The following is a 25,626-nucleotide window of genomic DNA, read 5'->3' as shown; positions in this document are numbered from 1 at the left end:
CTACTTCAGCCACTTGTCATAGACAGCCTGGAACTCGCCCGACGAACGGGCGAGATGCAGCCACTGATCGACATACTGCTGGAACGGCACGTCGCCGCGCGGCAGCAGATACGCCTTTTCGCCAAACTGGAACGGCTTGTCCGGATGCACCGAGCACAGCCCCGGATTGAGCTTCTGCTGTAGCAGCGTTTCGGATGCGTCCGTGACCATGACGTCGGCCTTGCCGTCGAGAATCTGCTTGAAGATGGTCACGTTGTCCGGATACTCGATCAGTTGCGAGTGCGCAAAGAACTGCTTCGCGAAGCGTTCGTTCGTACCGCCCGGATTCACGATCGTCCGCACGTTCGGCTGATCGATCTGCGCGACGGTCTGATACTTCTCGACATCGTCGCAACGCACGATTGGCGTCTTGCCGTCTTCCATGTACGGCGCGGTGAAAAACGCGCGCTTCTGCCGTTCGAGCGTCGTCGAGACGCCGCCCACGGCGATATCGCATTTCGCGATGAAATCGTTCATCAGATTCGACCACGACGTCTTCACATACTCGGCCTTCGCGCCGAGCGACTTCGCAAGACTTTCCGCGAGATCGATGTCGATGCCCTCGAACTGCCCGTCCGGACGCAGGAACGAGTACGGTTTGTAATCGCCGGTCGTGCAGACGCGCAGCGTGTGGCGTGCGAGGATGTCGTCGAGGCGAGAGGGCGCGGCAACCGACGAAGGCGCGGGCGCGGCGGACTTTGCTCCGGCGACGGTGCCGGCCTGAATCGTCTGCGCGTGCGCGGCGTTCAAAAGCGAGAGCGACACCGCGAAGGCAGCGGCTGCGAGACTGACGGACGTGCGTTGCATCGATTCTCCTGGTTCTAGTTGTGTAAGCACACCGATCATAACGAGGGCTTCGCTTGCCCGAAATCCGGCCAAACGACATAGGCCGCGCGGCATGAGCCGTTCCGAATTGCCGGGCTCAGCCGGCGTAAACGTTCGACCGCTCCGGTAGAATGGACGATTCTCTGCCTTGAGCATCGAGCGACGTGGCACACACTCTTCTGAACGACACCTTCCTGCGCGCGCTCTTGCGCCAGCCGACCGACTACACGCCGATCTGGCTGATGCGCCAGGCAGGGCGCTATCTGCCGGAATACAACGCGACGCGTGCTCGGGCGGGCAGTTTTCTCGGTCTCGCGAAGAATCCGGATTACGCGACCGAAGTCACGCTTCAGCCGCTCGAACGCTTTCCGCTCGACGCCGCGATTCTCTTCTCGGACATCCTGACCGTCCCCGACGCAATGGGACTCGGTCTGAACTTCGTGCAGGGCGAGGGGCCGCGTTTCGAGCGCACGGTGCGTACCGAAGACGATGTGAAGCGCCTTGCCGTGCCGGACATCGGCGCGACGCTTTCCTACGTCACCGACGCCGTAAGCCAGATTCGCCGCGCGCTCACCGACGCGCAAGGCCGCCAGAAGGTCCCGCTGATCGGCTTCTCCGGTAGTCCGTGGACGCTCGCGTGCTACATGGTCGAAGGCGGTGGCTCGGACGACCATCGCACGGTCAAGTCGATGGCGTATTCGCGGCCGGACCTGATGCATCGCATTCTCGAGGTCAACGCGCAAGCCGTCACCGCTTACCTGAACGCGCAGATCGAAGCGGGCGCGCAGGCCGTGATGATCTTCGATACATGGGGCGGCGCACTCGCGGATGGCGCGTATCAGCGCTTCTCGCTCGAATACATCGCGAAGGTGGTTGCCGGCCTGAAGCGCGAGCACGATGGCGCGCGCGTCCCGGTCATCACGTTCACGAAGGGCGGCGGACTCTGGATCGAGGAAATCGCGGCGACGGGCGTCGATGCGGTCGGTCTCGACTGGACCATGAATCTCGGCCGGGCGCGCGAAAAGGTCGGCTCGCGTGTAGCGCTGCAGGGGAACATCGATCCGAGCGTGTTGTTCGCGCCGCCCGCGTCGATCCGCACCGAAGCGCGCGCCGTGCTCGAAAGCTTCGGCAATTTTCCAGGCCACGTCTTCAACCTGGGCCACGGCATCTCGCAGTTCACGCCGCCGGAAAATGTCGCGGAGCTGGTCGACGAGGTTCATCGACATAGCCGCGCCATGCGCGCCGGCCAAGCCGCCCGGTAAAAGGCGTACGAAAACTTGCGTTGCGGACGCGTGCTGCAGTGCAATATCGGTGATTCGGGGCAAGTGATCAGGAGCTGGAGGGTTCTGTCCGGATCGCCCGCCTCAGGCGGCGCTCCCCGATGTCAAGACTGAAGTTATGCACAATTTGTTCGCTGCGGCGCGCCATCAGACGTATGGCTTACAGCAACCAATAAGATGTCGCTATATGTGCTTCAAGCCAATGATTTTTAACGCATTTCGACGGCTTCGCCCGAAATGTGGGTTAGCGCACATAAGGGATTCGTGACATTGTTTGCGGCGATCACGGACGCACTTCTCAACAAAGTTATCCACAGGGCTGTGGAAAGCATCGGAAATCCAAAAATAATCGGCGGTTTACAGACGATTCTGATGTTTCACTTTAACTTCTCCCGCCTCAGGCGCTTGGTTCTGTCGAACCGTCTTGCGCGGGGTCCCGCGCGGTGACTGATCTATTCGTCCGCGTCGCCGTCGATCAGCCCATGCCCGTGCTGTTCGACTACCGCTATGCGCTGCCGGCCGCGCCTGCTGTCGGCATGCTGGTGCAGGTGCCGTTCGGGCGACGCGAAGTCGTCGGGTTGATCTGCGAAATCGCCCATTCAAGCGACGTGCCCGCTGCCAAACTGCGCGACATCACTTCGATTTGCGAAGGCTGCGCGCCGCTGTCGGAAAAGTGGATCGCGCTAGTCAGCTTCGCCGCCGATTACTATCAGCGCGGGCTGGGCGAGGTCGCGCTGCCGGCGCTTCCGCAGGCGTTGCGCGACGCCTCGCGCTGGGATCGCCTTTTTGCCGTCGAGCCGCGCTTTCGGATTCTCCCCGAAGGGCGCGCGCAACTCCCCGATGCTTTGCCCGCCCGCGCCAGCGCCCTCCGGCGTCTCGCCGATGCGCTCGCGGAACAGCCGTCGCTGACGTTGTCCGACGCGCGCGCGTTGCATCCGAAAGCGGGCGCGACCTTCGACGACTGGATCGCGCGCGGATGGATCGAAACGGTGACAGCGCAGATCGCCGAACCCGACGCGAGCGCGCCGATGCTGCCGACCGGCGCGGTGCCGCTGCCCTCGCTGACCGATGAACAACGCGAAGCCGTCGATGCAATTTCCGGCGCGCAAGGGTTCGCCCCGTTCCTGCTGCACGGCGTGACGGGCAGTGGCAAGACCGAGGTGTATCTGCACGCGCTCGCCGCGTTGCTCGCCGACCGGCCTGACGCGCAGGCGCTCGTCCTCGTTCCCGAAATCAATCTGACGCCGCAGTTCGAAGCGGCGTTTCGCGCGCGTTTCGCGGCGCTCGCGGACGGCTCGATCGTCACGATGCACAGCGGACTCGCCGAAGGCGAACGCGCGCGCAACTGGCTCGCGGCGCATACGGGCAGCGCGCGCATCGTGCTCGGCACGCGCCTCGCGATTCTCGCGTCGATGCCGAAGCTCGCGATCATCGTCGTCGATGAGGAACACGATCCCGCGTACAAGCAACAGGAAGGCTTGCGCTACTCCGCGCGCGATCTCGCCATCTATCGCGCGAAGCAACTGGATATTCCCGTCGTGCTCGGATCGGCGACGCCATCGCTCGAAACCTGGTGGCAGGCCGAGCAGGGCCGCTACACGCGACTCACGCTCACGCGCCGCGCCGTCGCCGAAGCGGTGCTGCCGAGCGTCCGGCTCATCGATCTCGAAGAGGAAAGACGGCGAGGCCGCGCCTCGGTCGAGGGGCTCGCGGGGCCGCTGATCGCGGCGCTGAAGACACGCGTCGAGCGCGGCGAGCAAAGCCTCGTATTCCTGAACCGGCGCGGCTATGCGCCGATCCTGTCCTGCGATGCCTGCGGCTGGGTCGCCGGTTGTCCGCGTTGCAGCGCGTATGCCGTGCTGCATAAGCCTGAGCGCGCGCTGCGTTGTCATCACTGCGGCTGGGAATCGCGCATTCCGAAGTCGTGTCCGGAATGCGGCAACATCGATATCGCGCCGATGGGCCGCGGCACGCAGCGCGTCGAGGAAACGCTCGCGAGCGTGGTGCCGGGTGCTCGCGTGCTGCGCATCGACGCCGACAGCACGCGCCGCAAAGGCAGCGCGCAGGCGCTTTTCTCCGATGTCCACGCGGGCGAAGTCGACATTCTCGTTGGCACGCAGATGATCGCGAAGGGCCATGATTTCCGGCGCGTGACGCTCGTCGGCGTGCTGAACGCGGACACCGCGCTTTTCTCCCACGACTTTCGCGCGAGCGAGCGGCTCTTCGCGCAATTGACGCAGGTGAGCGGGCGCGCCGGACGCGCGGGCTTGCCCGGCGAAGTGATGATTCAGACGCGCTATCCGCGTCACGCGCTGTATCAGGCGCTATCGCGACAGGACTACGTGGGTTTCGCCAATTCGACGCTCGCCGAACGCCGCGACGCGCGTCTGCCGCCGTTCGTCTATCAGGCGATGCTGCGCGCCGAAGGCCGCACGCTCGATGCGGCGCTGAAATTCCTCGAAGAAGCGGCGGCGGCGTTCGCACCTCTGCCCGGCGCTGAGCGCGTGACGGTCTACGACGCGGTTCCGCTCACCATCGTGAAAGTGTTCAATGTCCACCGAGCGCAACTGCTGCTCGAAAGCGCGTCGCGGGCCGCGCTGCAGGCGTCGCTGCGCGCGTGGCAGCCGGCGCTGCGCTCGCTCAAGGGCGTGCTGCGCTGGAACGTGGAAGTCGATCCGCTGGACGTCTGATTCAGATTTCGGCGCGTGGAACGTCGCTGACCGCGCGGTCGCCTTGGCCGGAAGCGTCATCGGACCGATGAACGTGCGGCGACGCGCCCCGCACGAACAACACGACGCAGACTGCGAACATCGCCCAAACGCCGGCCACCACCATCCAAGTGCTCATGCTCGTTGCTCTCCCCGAAATCGCGGAATATCGACCGCTGAAGGCGTCGCCATCGACGGCGCATGGCGTTTATAACGGCGGTGTCCGAGGATTTACTTAGGGGCCGTCTCAAAAATTCCGGATTAGGGAAACTACTAGGCGCCGAGCGCCGCGCGCCATCCGGCGGTGCACCGCTCAAAGCCTTGTGCCACAAGGGTTTCATTGTGGTGCAACCCTAGCGAAAATCTCGGTTGCACCTTTTAAATCAGCGGGGTACGATTCGCCAACTTTTCAGGTCTCTGGCCGGCTGAGCACGACCGGCAAACGAAGGAAATATGGCGAGCACAACCCTAGGCGTCAAAGTCGACGATCTGCTGCGTTCCCGGCTCAAAGATGCCGCGACGCGCCTCGAACGCACTCCCCACTGGCTTATCAAGCAGGCGATCTTCGCTTATCTGGAGCGCATCGAGCATGGCCAGCTTCCGCCAGAACTGACGGGTGCGAACGGCTCGTCGGAAATGGCGGATGCACCTTCCGTCGATGGCGACGAAGACGGCGCGCCGCATCCGTTCCTCGATTTCGCGCAGAACGTGCAGCCGCAATCGGTGCTGCGCGCGGCGATCACGGCGGCGTATCGCCGGCCGGAGCCGGAGTGCGTGCCGTTTCTGATCGGTCAGGCGCGACTGCCTTCGAACGTCGCGGCCGAAACCGAAAAGCTCGCGACGAAGCTCGTCGAAGCGCTGCGCGCGAAAAGCTCGGGCGGCGGCGTCGAAGGTTTGATCCACGAATTCTCGCTGTCGAGCCAGGAAGGCGTCGCGCTGATGTGCCTCGCCGAAGCGCTCCTGCGCATTCCCGACCGCGCCACGCGCGACGCGCTGATTCGCGACAAGATCAGCAAGGGCGACTGGAAATCGCACATGGGCCAGGCGCCGTCGCTGTTCGTGAACGCGGCGACGTGGGGTTTGATGATCACCGGCAAGCTCGTCACGACGAACAGCGAAGCGGGCTTGTCGTCGGCGCTGACGCGTCTGATCGGCAAGGGCGGCGAGCCGCTGATCCGCAAGGGCGTCGACATGGCGATGCGCCTGATGGGCGAGCAGTTCGTCACCGGCGAGACGATTTCCGAAGCGCTCGCGAACAGCCGCAAGTACGAAGCGCGCGGGTTCCGCTACTCGTACGACATGCTCGGCGAGGCCGCGACGACGGAAGAAGACGCGCAGCGCTACTACGCGTCCTACGAGCAGGCGATCCACGCGATCGGCAAGGCGGCGGGCGGGCGCGGCATCTACGAAGGCCCGGGCATTTCGATCAAGCTCTCCGCGCTGCATCCGCGTTATTCGCGCTCGCAGCAGGAACGCACGATGAACGAGCTGCTGCCGCGCGTGCGCTCGCTCGCGCAACTGGCGCGCCGTTATGACATCGGCCTGAACATCGACGCCGAGGAAGCCGATCGTCTCGAAATCTCGCTCGATCTGCTCGAAGCGCTCTGTTTCGATCCGGAGCTCGCGGGCTGGAACGGCATCGGTTTCGTGGTGCAGGGTTATCAGAAGCGCTGCCCGTTCGTGATCGACTATCTGATCGATCTCGCGCGCCGCAGCCGTCATCGCCTGATGATTCGCCTCGTGAAGGGCGCGTACTGGGACACGGAAATCAAGCGCGCGCAAGTCGATGGACTCGAGGGCTATCCGGTCTATACGCGCAAGATCTACACGGACATCTCGTATCTCGCGTGCGCGAAGAAGCTGCTCGGCGCGCCGGATGCCGTCTATCCGCAATTCGCGACGCACAACGCGTTCACGCTCTCCGCGATCTATCACCTCGCCGGACAGAACTACTATCCCGGCCAGTACGAGTTCCAGTGCCTGCACGGCATGGGCGAGCCGCTCTACGAAGAAGTCACGGGCCGCGACAAGCTGAACCGTCCGTGCCGCGTGTATGCGCCGGTCGGCACGCACGAAACGCTGCTCGCGTATCTCGTGCGCCGTCTGCTGGAAAACGGCGCGAACACGTCGTTCGTGAACCGCATCGCCGATGAATCGATTCCGGTGAAGGAACTCGTGCGCGATCCGATCGACGAAGCGCAGGCGATCACGCCGCTCGGCGCGCCGCACGCGAAGATTCCGCTGCCGCGTCAGCTTTACGGCAACGAGCGCTCCAATTCGATGGGCCTCGATCTGTCGAACGAGCATCGGCTGGCTTCGCTGTCGTCGGCGTTGCTGGCGAGCGCGCATCATCCGTGGCGCGCGGAACCGATGCTCGAAGGCGGTGACATCGGCAACGGCGTCGCGCGCGATGTGCGCAATCCGTCGGATTTGCGCGATCTCGTCGGCACGGTCGTGGAAGCGTCGCCGGAACAGGTGAGCGCCGCGATCGCCAACGCGGTCGCCGCCGCGCCGATCTGGCAGGCGACGCCCGTCGAAGACCGCGCCGATTGCCTCGCGCGCGCCGCCGATCTGCTCGAAGCGCAAATGCACACGCTGATGGGCCTCGTCGTGCGCGAAGCGGGCAAGTCGCTGCCGAACGCGATCGCGGAGATTCGCGAAGCCATCGATTTCCTGCGCTACTACGCGTCGCAGATTCGCGCCGAGTTTTCGAACGATACGCATCGCCCGCTCGGTCCGGTCGTGTGTATCAGCCCGTGGAACTTCCCGCTCGCGATCTTCATGGGCCAGGTCGCCGCTGCGTTGGCCGCGGGCAACCCGGTGCTCGCGAAGCCCGCTGAACAGACGCCGCTGATCGCCGCGCAAGCCGTTCGCCTCCTGCGCGAAGCGGGCGTGCCGGCGGGCGCGGTGCAACTGCTGCCGGGCAATGGCGAGACGGTCGGCGCGGCGCTCGTCGCCGATCCGCGCACGCGCGCCGTCATGTTCACCGGTTCGACGGAAGTCGCGCGCCTCATCAACAAGACGCTGTCCGAGCGCCTCGATCCGGATGGCCGCCCAATTCCGCTGATCGCCGAAACCGGCGGCCAGAACGCGATGATCGTCGATTCGTCGGCGCTCGCGGAGCAGGTCGTCGCGGACGTGCTGCAGTCGTCGTTCGATTCGGCTGGCCAGCGCTGCTCGGCGCTGCGCGTGCTGTGCCTGCAGGACGACGTCGCGGATCGCACGCTCGAGATGCTGACCGGCGCGATGAACCAGCTCGCGGTCGGCAATCCGGATCGTCTGTCGACGGATGTCGGTCCCGTCATCGACGCCGACGCGAAACGCGGCATCGACGCGCATATCGCCGGAATGCGCGACAAGGGCCGCAACGTCACGCAACTGCCGCTGCCCGACACCTGCGCGCAAGGCACGTTCGTGCCGCCGACGCTGATCGAGCTCGATAGCATCGACGAACTCAAGCGCGAAGTATTCGGCCCGGTGCTGCATGTGGTGCGTTATCGCCGTTCGAACCTTGATAAACTCCTCGACCAAATTCGCTCGACGGGTTATGGCCTCACGCTCGGCATCCATACGCGTATCGACGAAACCATCGCGCACGTGATCTCGCGGGCGCATGTCGGCAACATCTATGTGAACCGCAATGTGATCGGCGCCGTGGTCGGCGTGCAGCCGTTCGGCGGCGAAGGGCTGTCGGGCACGGGTCCGAAGGCGGGCGGCGCGCTGTATCTGCAGCGTCTGCTCGCGAAGCGCCCGACCGGTCTGCCGAAATCGCTGGCGAGCACGCTCGTCGTCGATCAGGTGGCGTCGAAGGACACGCCGACGGCCGCGCTCACCGCATTGCGCGACTGGGCGATCGGCGAACGCGATCCGCAGACGGCCGCGCGTTGCGACGGTTATCTGCAGCATGTGATGGCGGGCGCGACGGCCGTGTTGAGCGGACCGACCGGCGAACGCAACACGTACACGCTCGGCGCGCGCGGCACGGTGCTGTGCGTGGCGGCGACGGCGAGCGGCGCGCGCGCGCAACTGGCCGCCGTGCTGGCGACGGGCAACAAGGCGTTGTTCTCCGGCTCGGCGGGCGAGCAACTGGCGGCGTCGTTGCCTTCTGCGCTCAAGCCGTTCGCGATGGTCAGGAAAGCGGCGGAAGACTTCGACGCCGTCTTGTTCGAAGGCGACAGCGATGAACTGCTGTCGCTCGTGAAGGAAGTCGCGAAGCGTCCGGGACCGATCGTATCGGTGCAGGGCGTGGCTGCGGGAGCGTTCGCCGACGCTGGCCACGACGGTGAAGACTACGCGCTCGAACGTCTGCTGACGGAACGCTCGGTGAGCGTGAACACGGCGGCGGCGGGTGGCAATGCGAATTTGATGACGATCGGTTGAGACACCCCTCGAACGCTCGGTTCAAACGAATTCAAACAATCGGCAGCAGGCACGGCGTAACGGAGACACGCGCGGCACAGGCTGCCATCCACACTGGAACACAGGAGAAGCTATGAAGCACACGATGACCAAGCTGGCGGCAGCCATGACGCTCGCCGGCCTGTTCGCGGGGACCGCAGCTGCACAGCAGGCAGAAGACGTGAAGGTTGGCTACGCCGGCCCGCTGACCGGTGCGCAGGCGCACTACGGCAAGGACATGCAGAACGGCATCACGCTCGCCGTCGAAGACTTCAACGCCACGAAGCCGGTGATCGGCGGCAAGCCGGTTCGCATCGTGCTGAACTCGGCGGACGACCAGGCCGACCCGCGCACGGGCACGACCGTGGCGCAACGCCTCGTCGACGATGGCATCAAGGGCATGCTCGGCCACTTCAATTCGGGCACGACGATCCCGGCATCGCGCATCTACGCGAACGCGGGCATCCCCGAAATCGCGATGGCGACGGCGCCCGAGTACACGACGCAAGGCTTCAAGACCGCCTTCCGCATGATGACCTCCGACACGCAGCAAGGCTCGGTCGCGGGCGAGTTCGCGGTGAAGACGCTGAAGGTCAAGAAGATCGCGATCGTCGATGACCGCACGGCATATGGCCAGGGTCTTGCCGACCAGTTCGAGAAGGCGGCGAAGGCGGCGGGCGGCACGATCGTCGACCGTGAATTCACGAACGACAAGGCTGTCGACTTCAAGGCGATTCTGACGAAGATCAAGTCGACGAATCCGGACCTCGTGTACTACGGCGGCGCGGATTCGCAAGCCGGCCCGATGGTCAAGCAGATGAAGACGCTCGGCTTCCGCGCGCCGCTGATGGCGGGCGAAATGGTGAAGACGGACACGTTCCTGAAGATCGCGGGCGACGCGGCTGACGGCACGGTGGCATCGCTCGCCGGCCTGCCGATGGACGAAATGCCGGGCGGCGCGGACTACTCGGCGAAGTACAAGAAGCGCTTCAACGAAGACGTGCAGACGTACTCGCCGTATGCCTACGACGGGGCGATGGCCATGTTCACCGCGATGAAGGCTGCGAACTCGACGGATCCGGCAAAGTACCTGCCGTTCCTCGCGAAGACCGACATGCAGGGCGTGACGGCGAAGCACCTGTCGTACGACTCGAAGGGCGATTTGAAGAACGGCGGGATTACGCTGTATAAGGTCGTCGGCGGGAAGTGGACGACGTTGCAGAGCGTGGGCGGGAAGTAAGGGCTTGTCGCAGTGTTCGAACGGCCCGGTCGCGAAAGCGGCTGGGCCGTTTTGTTTTCTTCTAGCTGCTGACCGTTCGAACCTTTCTCGCGAACAGACCTTTCTGTCCCATGCCCTCGAGATAGCTCACTTCCATGCCTACCTCGAGTTCGTCGGAATCCGCGTCGGACAGTGCGGAGTAGTAAAAGTAGAGTTTCTTGAGGCCGTGTTCCGGCCTGATGTAGCCATATTTTTCCGTCAGACTTTCAATTGTTCCCATCTTCCGGTCGGCCTCTGGCGTACCGGAATTAGGTTGTCGGTCGCGGCGTCGTTGGAACAGGTCGCTCAAGACATCGCGCTCGTCTCCTCGCGTCTCATCCATCTTGTCGATGACTTCGGACATCGAGATGCGATAGCTCACTTCCTTTAGCAACATTGTGCTTGGTCGTTCAGGCTTGGCGTCGCCATTACTGACTGACTGCGTGAAGGTCCAGGTGACGATCATGACGCGGATTCCCAGAGTCTTGAGTTTGCGGACCAGTGGGACATAGTCGCTGTCGCTTGCAATCAACACGACGACGTCAAAGTGCTTGTGGATCGAAAGGTCGAAGGCTTCGAGCGCAAGCCATACGTCGATCCCTTTTTCCTTTCCGGCGAAGTTCATCGGCAGATAATGCGCAGTGACATTCTCGCGCATCAACATGTCATCAACGACGCGATCGTAGTAGAACGCATCACCGCCTTTCTCTTTGCTCTTTTGCGCCGAGAAGCGTCCCCTGAAATAATGAGCGTCGATTACTTGACAGTTGCCAATGTCGACAGCTTCCTCGTCGGCAACCTTATAGCGGATGTACTCATGCAGCCCGGGAATCGAAATCCAGGCCTTCTTCTCATGCTGATGGTTGTAGTACTTGCTGACGCGATCGAAATAATTGCCATCGTAAAAAACGCCGATCTTGGTCAGTTGCCTCGCTGCGTGAGACATCGTGCAGTCGCTCCTTTATCGTTTATCGAGGTCGGCTCTCTGAATCGAGAGCGTGGATCCGATTATCCGAAGCTGCCAGATGTCTTCGATAGTGCAGGATGCTGAATTTAAGTTGCCCAGAAGCAGTTCAGTCGGACGCTTTCTTGATTCGCTTATTCCCCGTCACCATCGCCCGAACCAAATTCTCCCGCGTCCACACGCTCATCAGCACGGCCGCGGCGACGTGCACGCAGACACAAACCTCGACCGCGATGGCGAGCCACGCATGAATCTCCTGCGGCCAGTCCTCGCCCCAGAACGCATCGAGCCGCATGATCCACCCGGACAGCGCGAGCGCGAGAATCAGGAACCAAAGAAAGAGCGCCATCAACCCGCCAAGCGGATTGTGCGAAACGTGATGGATCGGCCTGGCCCTGGCAAGCGACCTCAGATAGTCGACGAGATGCGAGCGCGTCGGCCACCACGCCGAAAACCGCGCATGACGCGAGCCGACGAAACCCCAAACGATACGCGCAACGACAAGCCCGGCCGCGACATACCCGAGCACGCGATGCGTGGAATCCGTCGGTCCGAACAGATTCCACAAGACGATGCCCGCGACGGCCCAATGCGTCAGCCGGACGAAGCCGTCCCAGACTTTCACGGCGCGAGCGTCATTCGACTTCCGACTTCACGACCGCCAGCGTCTTCGTGTCGTAATAGATCTCTACCTTCTTGCCGTTCTTGTCGTGACCGTAGATTTCGTAGCAGTTGCCATCGACCTTGAACTTGCGGATCTTGTAGCCTTGCGCTTCAAGCTGCGCCTTGGCATCCGATTCCTTCATCCATTCGCTCTTCGGATGCGCCGTGCAATCCGCCTTCGCGAATGCCGCACCCGAAAAGCCCAACGCCAACGACAAAGCCAGAACCTTAAGCATCGCTAACTCCCGGTGTTTTCGAACTGGCTACTCTACTGCCACCGGAAGCGCGCTGCAAGCAGCTTGAAAGTTTGTCCGCTAGCGCTTGCCTTGCTGGCGAATTTGTTCGAGTGTCGCGCCCGGCGTGCTCTGGTCCCGCGGAATGCGAATCTCGATCACCGCGGGCAAGCCGGATTCCCGCGCGCGCTCGAACGCGGGCATGAACTGCTCCGTCGATTCGACCAGCTCGCCATGCGCGCCGAACGCGCGCGCATACGCCGCGAAATCCGGATTCGTGAGCTCCGTCCCGTGCACGCGATTCGGATAATGCCGCTCCTGATGCATGCGGATCGTGCCGTACTGCGCGTTGTTCACGACGATGAAAATCACCGGCAGCCGATACTGCATCGCCGTCGCGAGTTCGTTGCTCGACATCATGAAGCAGCCGTCGCCCGCAAACGCGATCACCGTGCGGTCCGGATACAGCGACTTCGCGGCGATCGCGGCGGGCACGCCGTAGCCCATCGCACCGCTCGTCGGCGCGCACTGCGACCGGAAATGCCGATACGAATAATGCCGATGCAGCCACGTCGCGTAATTGCCCGCGCCGTTCGTCAGGATCGAATCGGCGGGAATCGTCTCGGCGAGCTGACGCATGATTTCGCCGAGCTGCACATCGCCCAACATCGGGCGCGGCTTGCGCCACTCGAGATACGCGGCGTGCGCGGCTTCGGCGCTGCCATCCCATGCAACGCTGGCGGGCGCTTCCAGCGAAGCCAGAAGAGACGCGATCTCCGGCATGCCCGACACGATGGGCAATTCCGCGCTATACACGCGCCCGAGTTCCTCCGCGCCCTGATGCACGTGGATGAGCGTCTGCTTCGTCTTCGGGATATCGAGCAGCGTGTAGCCGCCCGTCGTCGATTCGCCCATGCGCGGGCCGAGCACGAAGAGCACGTCGGCATCGCGCACGCGCGCGGCGAGCGCCGGATTGATCCCGAGGCCGACATCGCCCGCGTAGTTCGGATGGTCGTTGGAGAGCGTGTCCTGAAAGCGGAACGCGCAGCCGACCGGCAGTTTCCACGCTTCCACGAAGCGCGCGAAGTCCTGCGTCGCCTCGGCGGTCCAGCCGCTTCCGCCCGCGATCACGAACGGCTTCTTCGCGTTCGCGAGCAGTTCGCGCAGGCGCTCCATCTGCGCCTTCGACGGCGACGCCGCCACGCGCTGATATCGCGGCGCGGGCGGCACGGCATCGACGGTTTCGGTCAGCATGTCTTCCGGCAGCGCGAGCACGACCGGACCCGGACGGCCGGACATCGCCGTGTGAAACGCGTGGCTCATGTATTCAGGCACGCGGCGCGGATCGTCGATCTGCGCGACCCACTTCGCCATCTGCCCGAACATGCGCCGATAGTCGATTTCCTGAAACGCCTCGCGATCCATGTGATCGCGAGCGCATTGGCCGATGAGCAGGATCATCGGCGTCGAGTCCTGAAACGCGGTGTGCACGCCGATCGACGCGTGCGTCGCGCCCGGCCCGCGCGTCACGATCGCGACGCCCGGCTTGCCGGTGAGCTTGCCGACCGCCTCGGCCATGTTCGCCGCGCCCGCCTCGTGGCGGCAGACGATCGTCTGAATCTGCTCGGTCTCGTCATGCAGGGAATCGAGCACGGCGAGAAAGCTCTCGCCGGGCACGCAGAACACGCGCTCGACGCCGTGATGGACGAGCGCATCGACGAGCAATCGCGCGCCGGTGGTTTGATCCTGTGAGGAAGGGACAGCGGACGTCATGCGAAGAAGTCTCCTTTGATTGTCCGGCGCGGCTTCGATGCGCGCGGAGCCTAAAGCTTACGCCGCCGCGCCCGCGCGCGGAAACGGGCGAAGCGGAATCTTTTTCCGGGCAAACGCCCGCCCTTGCGATGCACGGCGCGCTTCCATCAGCCGAAATACCCCTTTTTCTCACCCCTTATCCAGCGATGGACAAAGACTCAAGTTCGCAATAATGGCTTCACTGAAAAGCGGACACGGCAACGAGCCAAGTGGGTCCGCTTGCTAAAGATCGCAGTTTCACCTCATCGGGGGCAAGTTTGAACATTCGTAAATTCATCGGCGCGAACAGCCGCGACGCACTGCGCCAGGTTCGTGAAGCGCTCGGCCCCGATGCCATCGTGTTGTCCAATCGCACGCTCGATGACGGCTCGGTCGAGATCGTCGGCGTCGCGGACAGCGACATCGCGTCGATCTCGCCCGCCGCGAAGGAACAGGCAGCACGTTCGGCGGGCACGTCGCGCGCCGCGCTGGCCGCCGCTGCAGCCGCGATGCCGGCGAAGCAGTCGGCCGCGAATCCGTACGCGAGCGGCGATGTGTTCTCGTCCGTCTTCGGCGCGAACACCGATGCGGACGATGAATTTCACGCCGAGCCGGAAGCTCGCGCAGAAGACGACACGCCGCCGACGATGGCCGATTCCAATCCGTGGCTGATCGAGCATGCGAAGCGCATCGCGCAGCAGGCGTCGATGCCGTCGAACCGTCCGCTGACCGCGTCGGCTGCGATCGCACGCGGCATGGGCGTGCCGGTCCCGGTGACTGCGCAAGAGACGCGCGTCGAAAAGACGGCGGACTCGGCCCGCTACGCCATGCGTCAGCAAACGAAGCGCGCGGAAGCCGCCGTCGAGCCGAAGGTCCAAACGCCCGACTGGGCACGCGAAGCCGCGCAAATCGCCGCGCGCCGCGCCGCGCAGAAGATCAACGCGAGCGCGCCGCACGCCGAAGCAGCCGAGGCGAACGCCGCGCCGGCATCGAAGGAACACGCATTCGATGGCTTGCCCGCGAACGCGGCGGCCGTCGTCACCGAAGCGATCCGCACGCGCATGGAGCAGGTCGTCAACGAAACGGTGATGAACGAGCTTTCGTCGATGCGCTCGATGATGGAAGAGCACTTCTCCGGTCTCATGTGGGGCGAGCGCCAGCGCCGCAACCCGACGGGCGGCGCGCTCACGAAGCGTTTGTTCGCCGCCGGTTTCTCGGCGCAGCTCGTCCGCATGATGGTGGACAACATGCCGGAACTCGAGAGCGTCGAAGGCGCGCTCGAGTGGGTGCAGCAGGTGCTCGAATCGAACATTCCGGTGATGGACAGCGAAGACGCGCTGATGGAACGCGGCGGCGTGTTCGCACTGATGGGCCCGACTGGCGTCGGCAAGACGACCACGACGGCCAAGCTCGCCGCGCGCTGCGTGATGCGCTTCGGCGCAAGCAAGGTCGCGCTGCTCACGACCGACAGCTACCGTATCGGCGCGCACGAGCAACTGCGCATTTTCGGCAAGATTCTCGGTGTGTCGGTTCACGCGGTGAAAGACGGCGCGGACCTGCAACTCGCGCTTTCGGAACTCCGCAACAAACATATCGTGCTGATCGACACGATCGGCATGAGCCAGCGCGATCGCATGGTCTCGGATCAGATCGCGATGCTGTGCGGCGCGGGTCATCCGGTGCAGCGCATCCTGCTGCTCAACGCGACGAGCCACGGCGACACGCTCAACGAAGTCGTGCAGGCCTACAAGAGCGCGGCGGACCAGCCGCCGCTCGCGGGCTGCATCCTGACCAAGCTCGACGAAGCGACGAATCTCGGCGGCGTGCTCGATACGGTCATCCGCTACAAGCTGCCGGTGCATTACGTGTCGACCGGTCAGAAAGTGCCGGAGAACCTGTACGTCGCGACCAAGCGGTTTCTCATCAAGAGCGCGTTCTGCATCCCGCGCGACAACTCGCCCTTCGTGCCGCAAGACGAAGAAACGCCTGCGCTGCTGTCCGCGTTGTCCGCGCGCGCCACGACCGAACTGCATGAGGTGCACTTTGGATAAGTTCGTGCTCGACCAGGCGGAAGGCCTGCGACGGCTCCTTACGCGCGCCGGTTCGCGCGTGGTGGCGATCGCGGGCGGACCGGCGGGCATCGGATGCACGTCGGCGGTGGTGAATCTCGGCGCGGCGCTTTCCATCCACGGCAAGGACGTGCTCGTGATCGACGAGCACCGCAACGCGGGATCGGTGAGCCGTCTCGTGGGCACCGAAGACGCGGGCGCGCTCGCCTCGGTGATGTCGGGCCGGCGCATGCTCGGCGATGCCGTCGAGCGCACGCCGTTCGGCTTCTCGCTGATGGCCGCGCCGCGCGACGAACGCATCGTTCACGATGCCGCGCAATGCCGCGCGCTGCTCGACGGTCCGGCGGACATCGTGCTGATCGATGCGCAACTCGATCGCCACGGCGCGCTGTCGACGCTCGCGGCGCAGGCGCATGACTTTCTTATTGTGACGCGGGTAGCCGCGTCGGCGATCACCGAGGCGTATGCGTGCATGAAACGACTGCACTACGCCCATGCGATCGGCCAGTTCCGCGTGCTCGTCAATCACGTGCAGAACCCGGCCGACGCGGCGGTCGCGTTCGACAACCTGTCGGGCGTCGCGAGCCGGTATCTGGCCGTGTCGCTCGTGCAGGCGGGATATGTGTCCGAGGATGCGCGCGTCGCTCGGGCGATGGAACTCTCACGCTGTGCAGTCGAAGCGTTCCCGGCCACGGCCGCGGCGCGCGACTACCGCGCAATCGCGGCGGAGCTCCTGCACTGGCCGATGCGCCCCGCGCCTTATATGCGCGATGCGGGCGGCCAGGCCGACGCGCGAAATCCGGTTAGCGACTCTGTACAGGGCGCGCGGGAGGCGTCGCATCGTGCGGCTGCGCTTCACGACTTTGCATTGAGCAGCACGGCGTCGATGTGATCAAGATAGGTGACCAAGATGTATAACGCCCAAGGCAAACTCTCACAGTCGGAAGTGCTGACGAAATACGCACCGCTCGTTCGACGGCTGGGGCTTCAACTCGTCGCCAAGATGCCGGCGAGCGTCGATCTCGACGATCTCATTCAGGCCGGCATGATCGGCCTGCTGGACGCGGCGAGCCGCTACAAGGAAGATCAGGGCGCGCAGTTCGAAACATATGCGAGCCAGCGCATCCGCGGCGCGATGCTGGATGAGCTCCGCGCGAACGACTGGCTGCCGCGCAGCATGCGCAAGACGTCGCGCGAAGTGGAATCGGCGGTGCACAAGGTCGAGCAGAACCTCGGCCGCGCGGCGAGCGAGCAGGAAATCGCCGAGCACATGAAGATGCCGCTCGACGAATATCAGTCGATGCTTCAGGACTTGCACGGCAGCCAGCTGATCTATTACGAAGACTTCGATCGCTCCGCCGACGACGAGCCGTTCCTCGACCGCTATTGCGTCGATCGTTCGGATCCGCTGTCCGCGCTGCTCGACGACAGCCTTCGCGGCGCGCTGATCGAAGCCATCGACAAGCTGCCCGAGCGCGAGAAGCTCCTGATGAGCCTCTATTACGAACGCGGCCTGAACCTGCGCGAAATCGGCGCGGTGATGGAAGTGAGCGAGTCGCGCGTGTGTCAGTTGCACAGCCAAGCGGTCGCGCGTCTGCGCACGAAGCTGCGCGAGCAGGCGTGGACGAGCGTCGAGGCCTGACGTTCCCTAGCTGATCTCGAAGTCCCGCGTCTCGGCGAAGACCGTTTTCCCTTCGCCGAGACTTTTCGCGCGGTACATCGCGCGGTCGGCGGCGCGCAGCACGGCGGTCATGCCGGTTTGATGCGCGGACGCCGCGCTCGAAAGCAGGCATGCGCCGATGCTCGCCGATACCGACACCGGCCGCTCCTGCACCGACGTAATTTCGCCGAGCGCCGAATGGATGTTGTCGGCCACCGACAACACGGCGTCGCGGTCGCGCATCTGATGCGCGAGCACGACGAACTCGTCGCCGCCCAGACGCGCGATGGTGTCCGACTTGCGCATGCGCTTCGCGAGCGAGTCCGCGAAGGCTTGCAGCAGCAGATCGCCGACGGCGTGACCGTAGGTATCGTTCACTTCCTTGAAGCCGTCGAGATCGATCAGAAGGAGCGCGATGGCGTGATCGCCATTGGCTTCGGGCGCGTTCATCGCGCGATCGACGACTCTTTCCAGCGCGTACCGGTTCGACAGACCCGTGAGCGGATCGGTCGATGCCTGACGCGCTAGATCGCGATTCGCGTTGCCGAGCCGATCGACGAGCACGCTCAGATACACCGATGCGCCGAGTACGCTCAGCGCGAGCCCGATCGCGGCGGGAAGATTCTCGTGCCACCACGGCTGCCAGACGGCTATCGCCGTGACGATGATGAGCGCCGTCGCGCACGATACGGCGAGCGTGCGCTTGCCGTATCGGCATCCCGAACCGATCAGAAACCAGAACATCACCCAGAGAAGCGGCAGCGCCCTTGCGCCGCCCGCGGCGAGCGCGAGCCCGAGGATCGTCTGATCGGCGATGGTCGTGACGGTCAGGCGCGCAACAGAAGGCGCGCTCATGCGGCTGACGATCAGAAGCGTGATCGCCCCATAAGACACATAGAGCGCGACGAGGCGCGTGGTCAGGAAGGCATCGTGTGAAGGGCGGAGCCACGCGAAAACGCCGTAAGCCAGAAGAACCACCGCTCCCATCCAGACCCGCAGCGTGGCCTGCTCGCGTTCCGGATTCCGGTGTTCGGACCATGCGAAGGCATAAGTCCGGCGTGCCGGTTGATGCGCCTGCTCCATACTGAACCCCTGGATGGTGATTTCTTTCTTTTATCTTGCTGCCAAGTACTGCGGCCCCGTCGCATGGCATCGGCTGAATGGAGTGGTATCGAGTTGCACCGAGCGAGCGATCCGCTATTTTGCAACGTTTTGCGAAGACGCTGTGTTTCGTGTAAGAACAGCTTAAGAACGTCCATTTCTCATTCACGGCGATGCGCGACGAATCCATTTCTTTGGCTGCCGAATGGCTGCCCGTTTGCAATAGCGAAGACGTGCCGGAAGGCGGCGCGCGCGGATTCATCGTGGCCGATGAGCGGATCGTCGTGTGGCGGGACAGCATCGGCGCGGCGCATGCGTGGCGCGATTACTGTCCGCATCGGGGCGCGCAGTTGTCGCTCGGGCATGTGATGCGCGATCAGATCGTGTGTCCGTATCACGGCTGGAGTTACGACATCGAAGGACAGTGTTTGCGGATTCCGTCGAATCCTTCATTGCGTCCGTCGAAGCGCGCGTGCGCGACGACTTTCGTTTGCGAAGAGAAGTACGGCGTTATCTGGATGTGTTTCGGCGAGCCTGCGTATGCGCTCGATTTCTTTCCCGAAGCCGCGATTCCCGGTGGCCGGCGCATCAATCTCGCGCCGCAGACGGTGAGGTCGTCGGCGCCGCGCGTCGTGGAGAATTTTCTGGACATGGCGCATTTCTCGTTCGTGCATGCGGGGATTCTGGGCGAGGACACGCATACGGAAGTGCCCGATTACGAAGTCGTCGCGAGCGATGAAGGTCTGGAAGCGCGGCAATGCCGATACTGGCAACCGGCGGGAATGCCGTGGCAGGGCGGCGGCGCGATGATCGATTATGTGTATCGCGTGAAGCGGCCTTTGATCGCGAAGCTGACGAAGATGGCGTCGGGCGGGCAGGGCGCGCTGCATATCATGCTGGCGGCGTCGCCGGTGACGCAGACAGAGACGCGCGCGTGGCTCGTCTCGATTCACGAGGATGATTCGACGCATTCCGATCGCGAGTTATACGACTTCAATATGGAGATTTTGATGCAGGACACGCCGGTGGTGGAGTCGCAATGGCCGCAGCGCTTGCCGCTCGATCTCGATGCGGAGTTGCATCAGAAGTGCGATCGGATGGCGGTGGCTTATAGGAGGTGGTTGGCGGGGATGGGGTTTGGTTGGGGGACGACGACGGCGAATCGCGACGGCGGACTCGAGTAGTTTCGACTGCGACGGCTGTCGAGTGGAAACGCTTGGCGCGCCCGGCTGGGATCGAACCAGCAACCCCTGCCTTCGGAGGGCAGTACTCTATCCATTGAGCTACGGGCGCATCGGAGAAGGGCTTGCGGAAGAACTACACACGCCGTAAGACGGCTGCAAGGCCCATGCGAATCCGAGAGGATACCTGTTTTCCGTGACGCCGTCCATCGTGCGGGACCGGACGCCCTGCGCGGAACGAGTCACAAAGCATCACACGATTCGGGTAAACGCCCGCTTCACCGCCCCGGCCACCCCGCGCCGACAGTTAAGCGTTCCGTCTATAATCGACCGTGCCTTCCCCAAGGCGCGCCTAGCGCACTGCCGTAGCTGTCACGCTGTCACTGAACCGACTCACACCAAAAAACGGGAGACGAGACAAGCATGAGCGAAGCACCCCACGGAGCCCCGATCAAGACACCCGGCCAACTCATCGCCGCGGTCATCGCGGGATTCGGCATCCCGGTCGCCATCATCATCCTGCTCGCGGTGTACGTGAACAATTCCACGCGCACCGGCGCCGGCACGGACATCGAGCAGTCGGTCAACGCGCGCATCGCGCCCGCCGCACAAGTCGATGTCCGCGACGCCAACGCGCCGCGCGTCTACAAGTCCGGCGAGGAAGTCTTTAAGGCCGTGTGCTCGGCCTGTCACGCGACAGGCACCGCCGGCGCGCCCAAGTTCGGCGATGCCGGCGCATGGGCCCCGCGCATCGGCGAAGGTTACGACACGCTGCTGCACAACGCGCTCAACGGCAAGGGCGGCATGCCTGCGCGCGGCGGCACCAGCCCCGACGATTACTCCGACTTCGAAATCGCGCGCGCGGTCGTCTATATGGCGAACGGCAGCGGCGGCAAGCTCGCGGAACCGGCGCAACCGGCATCGGGCGCCGCGGCTGCATCGAGCGCGGCAGCGCCCGCCGCAGCCAGTTCGAACGAAAATGCTCAGGCCGCCGCAGCGGTCGCGGCGCTCGCATCGGTGCCGGCGGTTGCATCGGCGGCGCCGGCCGCGGGCGCGCAAAGCGCCGACGCCGCTCAGGCGGGCAAGGCGCTCTACGAGCAGGTCTGTCAGGCGTGTCACGCGGCGGGCGTGCTCGGCGCGCCGAAGTTCGGCGACAAGGCGGCGTGGGCGCCGCGCCTGAAAGAGCCGATGGACACCGTCTACAACTACGCGCTGCACGGCAAGGGCGCGATGCCGCCAAAGGGCGGATCGAACGCATCGGATGCAGATGTGAAGGCCGCCGTCGATTACATGGCGAACGCGGCGAAGTAAGCGAAAAAAAACCCCGCGCGAGCGCTCCGCGCGAGCGGGGTTTTTCATCAGCAAGACGGCGAACCGTTCACGTCTTCTGCAACATCGCCTTGAGCATCGCCACGCGATCTTTCGGCGACAAAGGCGCTTCTTCGGCCGTCGGCGGCGGCGCATCGTCGAGCAGCATCTCGGGGATGAACCGCGACGGCTCGCACACCACCGTCTCCCGCGCGCGCTTTCTCTTCTTGCACCAGTTCAGATGCAGACTGCGCTGCGCCCGCGTGATCGCGACATACATCAGCCGGCGCTCTTCCTCGATGCGCGAATCGTCGACGGGCGCGTCGTCGTCCGAACTGCCGCGATGCGGCATGATGCCTTCCTCGACGCCCACCAGAAAGACGTGTGGATACTCCAGCCCCTTCGACGCATGCACCGTCGACAGGCGCACTGCATCCGGGTCTTCTTCCTTGCCTTCGAGCATCGACATCAGCGCGACGGTCTGGATCAGGCCGAGCAGGTTCTTGCCTTCATCGGCGAAACCGTCGGCGGTGTCGAAACCGGTCTGCTCCGCGCCCGGCGCGGCTTCCGGCTTCGTGCCCTTGCGCTTCAGCCATTCGAGAAATTCGAGCACGTTCTGCCATTTCGACTGCGCCTGGCGCTCGTCGTACGCGTCATAGAGATACGACTCGTAGTGGATGGCTTCCATCATGTCGTCGAGAACTTCGGTCGCGGGATCGCGCGCGGCGCGGTCCGACAGACGCCGGATCCATTCGCAGAACGTGCGCAGCGGCTCGACCTGCCGCGCCGACAGACGCGCCTCGATGCCGCCCATGAACACCGCCTCGAACAGCGACACCTTCGCCGCGCCCGCGAATGCGCCGAGCGCTTCGAGCGTCGTGTTGCCGACACCGCGTCGCGGCGTGGTGATCGCGCGGATGAAAGCGGGATCGTCGTCGGGATTGGCGATCAGCCGCAGATACGCGATCAGATCCTTGATCTCGGCCTTGTCGAAGAACGATTGCCCGCCCGAGAGCACATAAGGAATGCGCTCCCGCCGCAACACCTGTTCGAAGATGCGCGCCTGAAAGTTGCCGCGATAGAGAATCGCGTAATCGCGAAACTGCGTGCGCCGCTCGAACTTGTGCGCCGACAAGCGAAACACGACGGATTCCGCCTCGTGCTCTTCGTCGTTGCAGCCGGTGACGGTGATCGTGTCGCCCATGCCGTGCTCGGACCAGAGCTTCTTCTCGAACAGCTTCGGATTGTTGGCGATGACGTTGTTCGCCGCCGTCAGAATCCGCACCGTCGAGCGATAGTTCTGCTCCAGCTTGATGACATGCAGCTTCGGGAAATCCTTGCCGAGCTGCGCGAGATTTTCGATGGTCGCGCCGCGCCAGCCGTAGATCGCCTGGTCATCGTCGCCGACGGCCGTGAACGCGGCGCGCGGACCGGCCAGCAGCTTCACGAGTTCATACTGGCACGCGTTCGTGTCCTGATATTCGTCGATCAGCAGATAGCGCAGGCGGTTCTGCCACTTGTCGCGCACCTGCTCGTTCTCCGCGAAAAGCTGCGCGGGACGCAGGATCAGATCGTCGAAATCGAGCGCCTGATACGCGTGCAGCGTCGCGGCGTAACTCCGATAGACGATCGCCGCCTGATGCTCGTCCTCGTTGCTCGCGAGCACGGACGCCTGATCGGGCGAAACCATCGCGTTCTTCCACAGCGAGATGATCGACTGGATCTTGCGGATCAGGCCTTTGTCCGTCGTGCCGACCTGTTCCTGAACCATGCCGAAGCAATCGTCGGAATCCATGATCGAGAACTGCGGCTTGAGTCCGACGTGTTCCGCTTCCTGCCGCATGATCTGCACGCCGAGCGAGTGGAACGTGCAGATCGTCAACTGATTGACGGGAATCTTGCGGCCTTCCTTGCCGGGCGTCGTGAGCGTCTTGCCTTCGAGGAGCTTGGCCGTGCGCTCCCGCATTTCGAGCGCGGCCTTGTTCGTGAAGGTGAGCGCGGCGATGTGCTTCGGCTCGAAGCCGCGCCCTTCGATCAGATGCGCGATCTTCTGCGTGATGACGCGCGTCTTGCCGCTGCCCGCGCCGGCGAGCACGAGACAGGGACCATCGAGATAGCGCACGGCTTCGCTTTGCGCGGCGTTCAGACCAGCGGACATCGTTTTGGCTTTGGAGTTTGGGGCGCGCCTGGCTGTGACTTGCGCGCGAAAGGAGAGCGCGATGTTAACACGATAGAGGCGACGATAGAGGCGGCGCGGTTCCGGCCCCTGTTCGTGCCACAATATCCGGTCAATTCAACGACAGGACGATGCCCGCATGGACACAGCACTCAAAGTCGGCGTAATGGGCTACGGCCTCGCCGGCGCGACGTTTCACGCGCCCGTCATCGAGCACTGCGGCCGCGCCGAAGTCACGGCCATCGCCACGTCGCAGGCCGAGCGCGCGCAGGCCGATTATCCGAACGCGCGGATCGTCGCGGATTTCGACGCGCTGCTCGCCATCGACGAACTCCAGTGCGTCGTCGTCGCGACGCCGAACGACACGCACTTCGATCTCGCGCATCGGGCGCTGTCGGCGGGCAAACACGTGGTCGTCGACAAACCGGTGACGCTTTCGTCGCGCGACGCCCGCACGCTCGCCGATCTCGCGCAGCAGAAAGGGCTCGTGTTCGCGCCGTTTCACAACCGTCGCTGGGACGGCGATTTCATGACGGTGCGCGCGCTCATCGAAAGCGGACGGCTCGGGCGCATCACGCATTACGAATCGCATTTCGACCGTTTCCGCCCGAAAGTGCCGCAGCGCTGGCGCGAGGAAGCGGAGCGCGGCGGCGGCCTGCTGTTCGATCTGGGGCCGCATCTGATCGATCAGGCGCTGACGCTCTTCGGCGCGCCGCAAACGGTGACGGCGTTCGTGAAGGCGCATCGCGACCACGCGCACGCGCCGGACTACGTGCATCTCGTGCTCGGTTACGCCGACAAGGAAGTAATCCTGCACGCGAGCGCGCTCGCGGCGCTGGAGCCGCCGCGTTTCGCGATCCACGGCACGCGCGGCAGTTACGTGAAGAACGGGCTCGATACGCAGGAAGATCAGTTGCGTTCGGGGATGCGCCCGGGCAACCCGGAGTTCGCGAAGAATCCGCCGGGCACGTTGCGCGAGGTCGATGGCGATCTCGATCTGCGTCACGAATTCGCCACGAGAGATGGCGCGTACGTCGAGTTTTATCGTGCGCTGGCGGCGGCGATTCTGGATGGCAAGCCGTTTCCGGTTTCGCCGCAGGACGCAGTCGACACGATGACGATCATCGAACTCGCGATGCAGAGCGAGCAAGAAGGGCGGCGCGTGCCCTTCGCGCGCGGCTGACGCCTAGCGGCGGCTGACGATGCCGCACGTCGTCCGCACTTCGCCGGCGATGTCGCCGCAGTTCACGTTGCCCGACACCGTCGACACCGCGCCGCCGACATCGCCGCAAGTCACGTTGCCCGATACGGTCGACACGACGCCGACCGCGCCGTGAACCGCGACCGTATCGCAGTTGTCCGCCTGAAACGCCTGAAGGTCGCCGTGCACTTCGAGCGTGATGCGCGTCGCTTCGCCGGCGCTCACGTTCTTGCCGTCGACGAGCACGCGGCCGCCGCGAACCGACACATGGTTGCCTGTATAAGTAACGCCGTTGATGGTGATCGTGGCCATGTTCGTCGAAGAGGAATCAACGCGATCCGAACAGTGTACGCATGATTTCATTGCGAAAAAGCGCTGCTTCTGAAACAAACTACGACGGATTTGTCGATACACGCTCGCGCGTTTGCATCGGTTTCGAATCTGCGGAAAAGCGCAATCGCGCAAGTCCGAATCCGTTTGACAACCCTAATTCGGTCGCGTAAATTCTGCCGCACGCGTCGGGAGAGCGCGTGGCCTTTCATCGCAACGAGAAAGACCGCGCCGCCGAAGGGGCATACCCGCAAACTCTCAGGCAAAAGGACCGACCGCGTCGAGGAACGAGTTTCCTCGCACTCTGGAGAGCGGCAGCGGCTTCGTCATTGAGCCAGTTGCCCACCGAAGGGGCGCGCGATGGACCGCGGCACAGCCGTGCACGGTTCGCGCAATCTCTCAGGTACCGAGGACAGAGGGGTCACGCATCGCAACCGCTCG

General features: G+C 63.9%; 19 protein-coding genes, 1 tRNA gene and 2 riboswitches. Of the genes, 10 read left to right on the top strand and 10 right to left on the bottom strand.

The annotated features are described in order from the left end of the window. Entirely contained in the window at window positions 1–846 is an 846-nt protein-coding gene (locus NCS02_RS13975) for a transporter substrate-binding domain-containing protein (protein WP_008352486.1), read from the bottom strand. A gap of 182 nt (window positions 847–1,028) precedes the next feature. On the opposite strand from NCS02_RS13975, the gene hemE reads away from it, so the two are divergent. After that, window positions 1,029–2,126 (top strand): uroporphyrinogen decarboxylase, encoded by a 1,098-nt coding sequence (gene hemE, locus NCS02_RS13970; RefSeq protein WP_175979658.1) that lies wholly within the window; start codon window positions 1,029–1,031, stop codon window positions 2,124–2,126. A 461-nt stretch (window positions 2,127–2,587) separates the two neighbouring features. Next, entirely contained in the window at window positions 2,588–4,834 is a 2,247-nt protein-coding gene (locus NCS02_RS13965) for a primosomal protein N' (protein ID WP_250523206.1), read from the top strand. A gap of 1 nt (window position 4,835) precedes the next feature. On the opposite strand, the gene NCS02_RS13960 is transcribed toward NCS02_RS13965, so the two are convergent. Continuing rightward, window positions 4,836–4,991 carry a hypothetical protein gene (locus tag NCS02_RS13960; protein WP_160172900.1) on the bottom strand — a complete coding sequence of 52 codons (156 nt, stop codon included), beginning with the start codon at window positions 4,989–4,991 and terminating at the stop codon, window positions 4,836–4,838. A gap of 314 nt (window positions 4,992–5,305) precedes the next feature. Here NCS02_RS13960 and putA point away from each other — a divergent pair, with 314 nt between their 5' ends. Together putA and NCS02_RS13950 are read left to right on the top strand one after the other, a co-directional pair. Then, the gene (gene putA / locus NCS02_RS13955) at window positions 5,306–9,232 is read left to right on the top strand and encodes a trifunctional transcriptional regulator/proline dehydrogenase/L-glutamate gamma-semialdehyde dehydrogenase (protein WP_008352493.1); all 3,927 of its coding nucleotides are present in this window, start codon (window positions 5,306–5,308) and stop codon (window positions 9,230–9,232) included. Window positions 9,233–9,344: 112 nt separating this feature from the next. Beyond that, complete coding sequence (locus tag NCS02_RS13950; protein WP_008352495.1) at window positions 9,345–10,490, top strand: branched-chain amino acid ABC transporter substrate-binding protein; 1,146 nt, start codon at window positions 9,345–9,347, stop codon at window positions 10,488–10,490. A gap of 61 nt (window positions 10,491–10,551) precedes the next feature. Here NCS02_RS13950 and NCS02_RS13945 read toward each other — a convergent pair whose 3' ends face one another. From NCS02_RS13945 to NCS02_RS13930, 4 genes are all read right to left on the bottom strand, one after another. Further along, window positions 10,552–11,454 carry an NYN domain-containing protein gene (locus tag NCS02_RS13945; RefSeq protein ID WP_239295427.1) on the bottom strand — a complete coding sequence of 301 codons (903 nt, stop codon included), beginning with the start codon at window positions 11,452–11,454 and terminating at the stop codon, window positions 10,552–10,554. Between the two features lie 127 nt (window positions 11,455–11,581). After that, window positions 11,582–12,097, bottom strand: coding sequence for a cytochrome b/b6 domain-containing protein (locus NCS02_RS13940; RefSeq protein ID WP_250457094.1), 516 nt, complete (start codon window positions 12,095–12,097; stop codon window positions 11,582–11,584). A 10-nt stretch (window positions 12,098–12,107) separates the two neighbouring features. Further along, window positions 12,108–12,371 (bottom strand): PepSY domain-containing protein, encoded by a 264-nt coding sequence (locus NCS02_RS13935; RefSeq protein WP_008352500.1) that lies wholly within the window; start codon window positions 12,369–12,371, stop codon window positions 12,108–12,110. 78 nt (window positions 12,372–12,449) lie between these two features. Beyond that, the gene (locus NCS02_RS13930) at window positions 12,450–14,141 is read right to left on the bottom strand and encodes a thiamine pyrophosphate-binding protein (protein ID WP_034472322.1); all 1,692 of its coding nucleotides are present in this window, start codon (window positions 14,139–14,141) and stop codon (window positions 12,450–12,452) included. Window positions 14,142–14,437: 296 nt separating this feature from the next. Here NCS02_RS13930 and flhF point away from each other — a divergent pair, with 296 nt between their 5' ends. From flhF to NCS02_RS13915, 3 genes are read left to right on the top strand one after another with little or no spacing between them, the layout of a single operon-like run. Beyond that, window positions 14,438–16,210 carry a flagellar biosynthesis GTPase FlhF gene (flhF, locus tag NCS02_RS13925; RefSeq protein WP_250440306.1) on the top strand — a complete coding sequence of 591 codons (1,773 nt, stop codon included), beginning with the start codon at window positions 14,438–14,440 and terminating at the stop codon, window positions 16,208–16,210. Then, window positions 16,203–17,120 (top strand): MinD/ParA family ATP-binding protein, encoded by a 918-nt coding sequence (locus NCS02_RS13920; RefSeq protein ID WP_034472320.1) that lies wholly within the window; start codon window positions 16,203–16,205, stop codon window positions 17,118–17,120. The genes flhF and NCS02_RS13920 overlap by 8 nt, the downstream gene beginning before the upstream one ends. Window positions 17,121–17,138: 18 nt before the next feature. After that, window positions 17,139–17,870 (top strand): RNA polymerase sigma factor FliA, encoded by a 732-nt coding sequence (locus NCS02_RS13915; RefSeq protein ID WP_008352509.1) that lies wholly within the window; start codon window positions 17,139–17,141, stop codon window positions 17,868–17,870. Window positions 17,871–17,876: 6 nt separating this feature from the next. On the opposite strand, the gene NCS02_RS13910 is transcribed toward NCS02_RS13915, so the two are convergent. Next, window positions 17,877–18,971, bottom strand: coding sequence for a GGDEF domain-containing protein (locus tag NCS02_RS13910; RefSeq protein ID WP_250523205.1), 1,095 nt, complete (start codon window positions 18,969–18,971; stop codon window positions 17,877–17,879). Between the two features lie 212 nt (window positions 18,972–19,183). Here NCS02_RS13910 and NCS02_RS13905 point away from each other — a divergent pair, with 212 nt between their 5' ends. Further along, window positions 19,184–20,173, top strand: coding sequence for a Rieske 2Fe-2S domain-containing protein (locus NCS02_RS13905; RefSeq protein WP_250457095.1), 990 nt, complete (start codon window positions 19,184–19,186; stop codon window positions 20,171–20,173). A 33-nt stretch (window positions 20,174–20,206) separates the two neighbouring features. Here NCS02_RS13905 and NCS02_RS13900 read toward each other — a convergent pair. Next, window positions 20,207–20,282 (bottom strand) — tRNA-Arg (locus NCS02_RS13900). Window positions 20,283–20,593: 311 nt separating this feature from the next. Here NCS02_RS13900 and NCS02_RS13895 point away from each other — a divergent pair. After that, window positions 20,594–21,481, top strand: a complete 888-nt coding sequence (locus NCS02_RS13895; RefSeq protein ID WP_008352512.1) for a c-type cytochrome — start codon at window positions 20,594–20,596, stop codon at window positions 21,479–21,481. Window positions 21,482–21,548: 67 nt separating this feature from the next. On the opposite strand, the gene NCS02_RS13890 is transcribed toward NCS02_RS13895, so the two are convergent. After that, window positions 21,549–23,636, bottom strand: a complete 2,088-nt coding sequence (locus tag NCS02_RS13890; protein WP_250523204.1) for a UvrD-helicase domain-containing protein — start codon at window positions 23,634–23,636, stop codon at window positions 21,549–21,551. 157 nt (window positions 23,637–23,793) lie between these two features. Between NCS02_RS13890 and NCS02_RS13885 the strand changes: the two genes are divergently transcribed. Then, a complete protein-coding gene (locus NCS02_RS13885; RefSeq protein WP_008352516.1) occupies window positions 23,794–24,837 on the top strand; it encodes an oxidoreductase in 1,044 nt (347 codons plus the stop codon). Window positions 24,838–24,840: 3 nt separating this feature from the next. On the opposite strand, the gene NCS02_RS13880 is transcribed toward NCS02_RS13885, so the two are convergent. Then, a complete protein-coding gene (locus NCS02_RS13880) occupies window positions 24,841–25,167 on the bottom strand; it encodes a hypothetical protein (protein ID WP_250523203.1) in 327 nt (108 codons plus the stop codon). Window positions 25,168–25,364: 197 nt separating this feature from the next. Further along, window positions 25,365–25,470, top strand: a riboswitch (glycine riboswitch). Window positions 25,471–25,479: 9 nt separating this feature from the next. Beyond that, window positions 25,480–25,611: riboswitch (glycine riboswitch) on the top strand. Window positions 25,612–25,626: the final 15 nt, after the last annotated feature.

The organism is Caballeronia sp. NCF2 (assembly GCF_023631205.1).
In the GTDB taxonomy this organism is placed as follows: Bacteria; Pseudomonadota; Gammaproteobacteria; order Burkholderiales; family Burkholderiaceae; genus Caballeronia; species Caballeronia zhejiangensis.
This window is presented reverse-complemented; position numbering and strand designations above follow the sequence as displayed.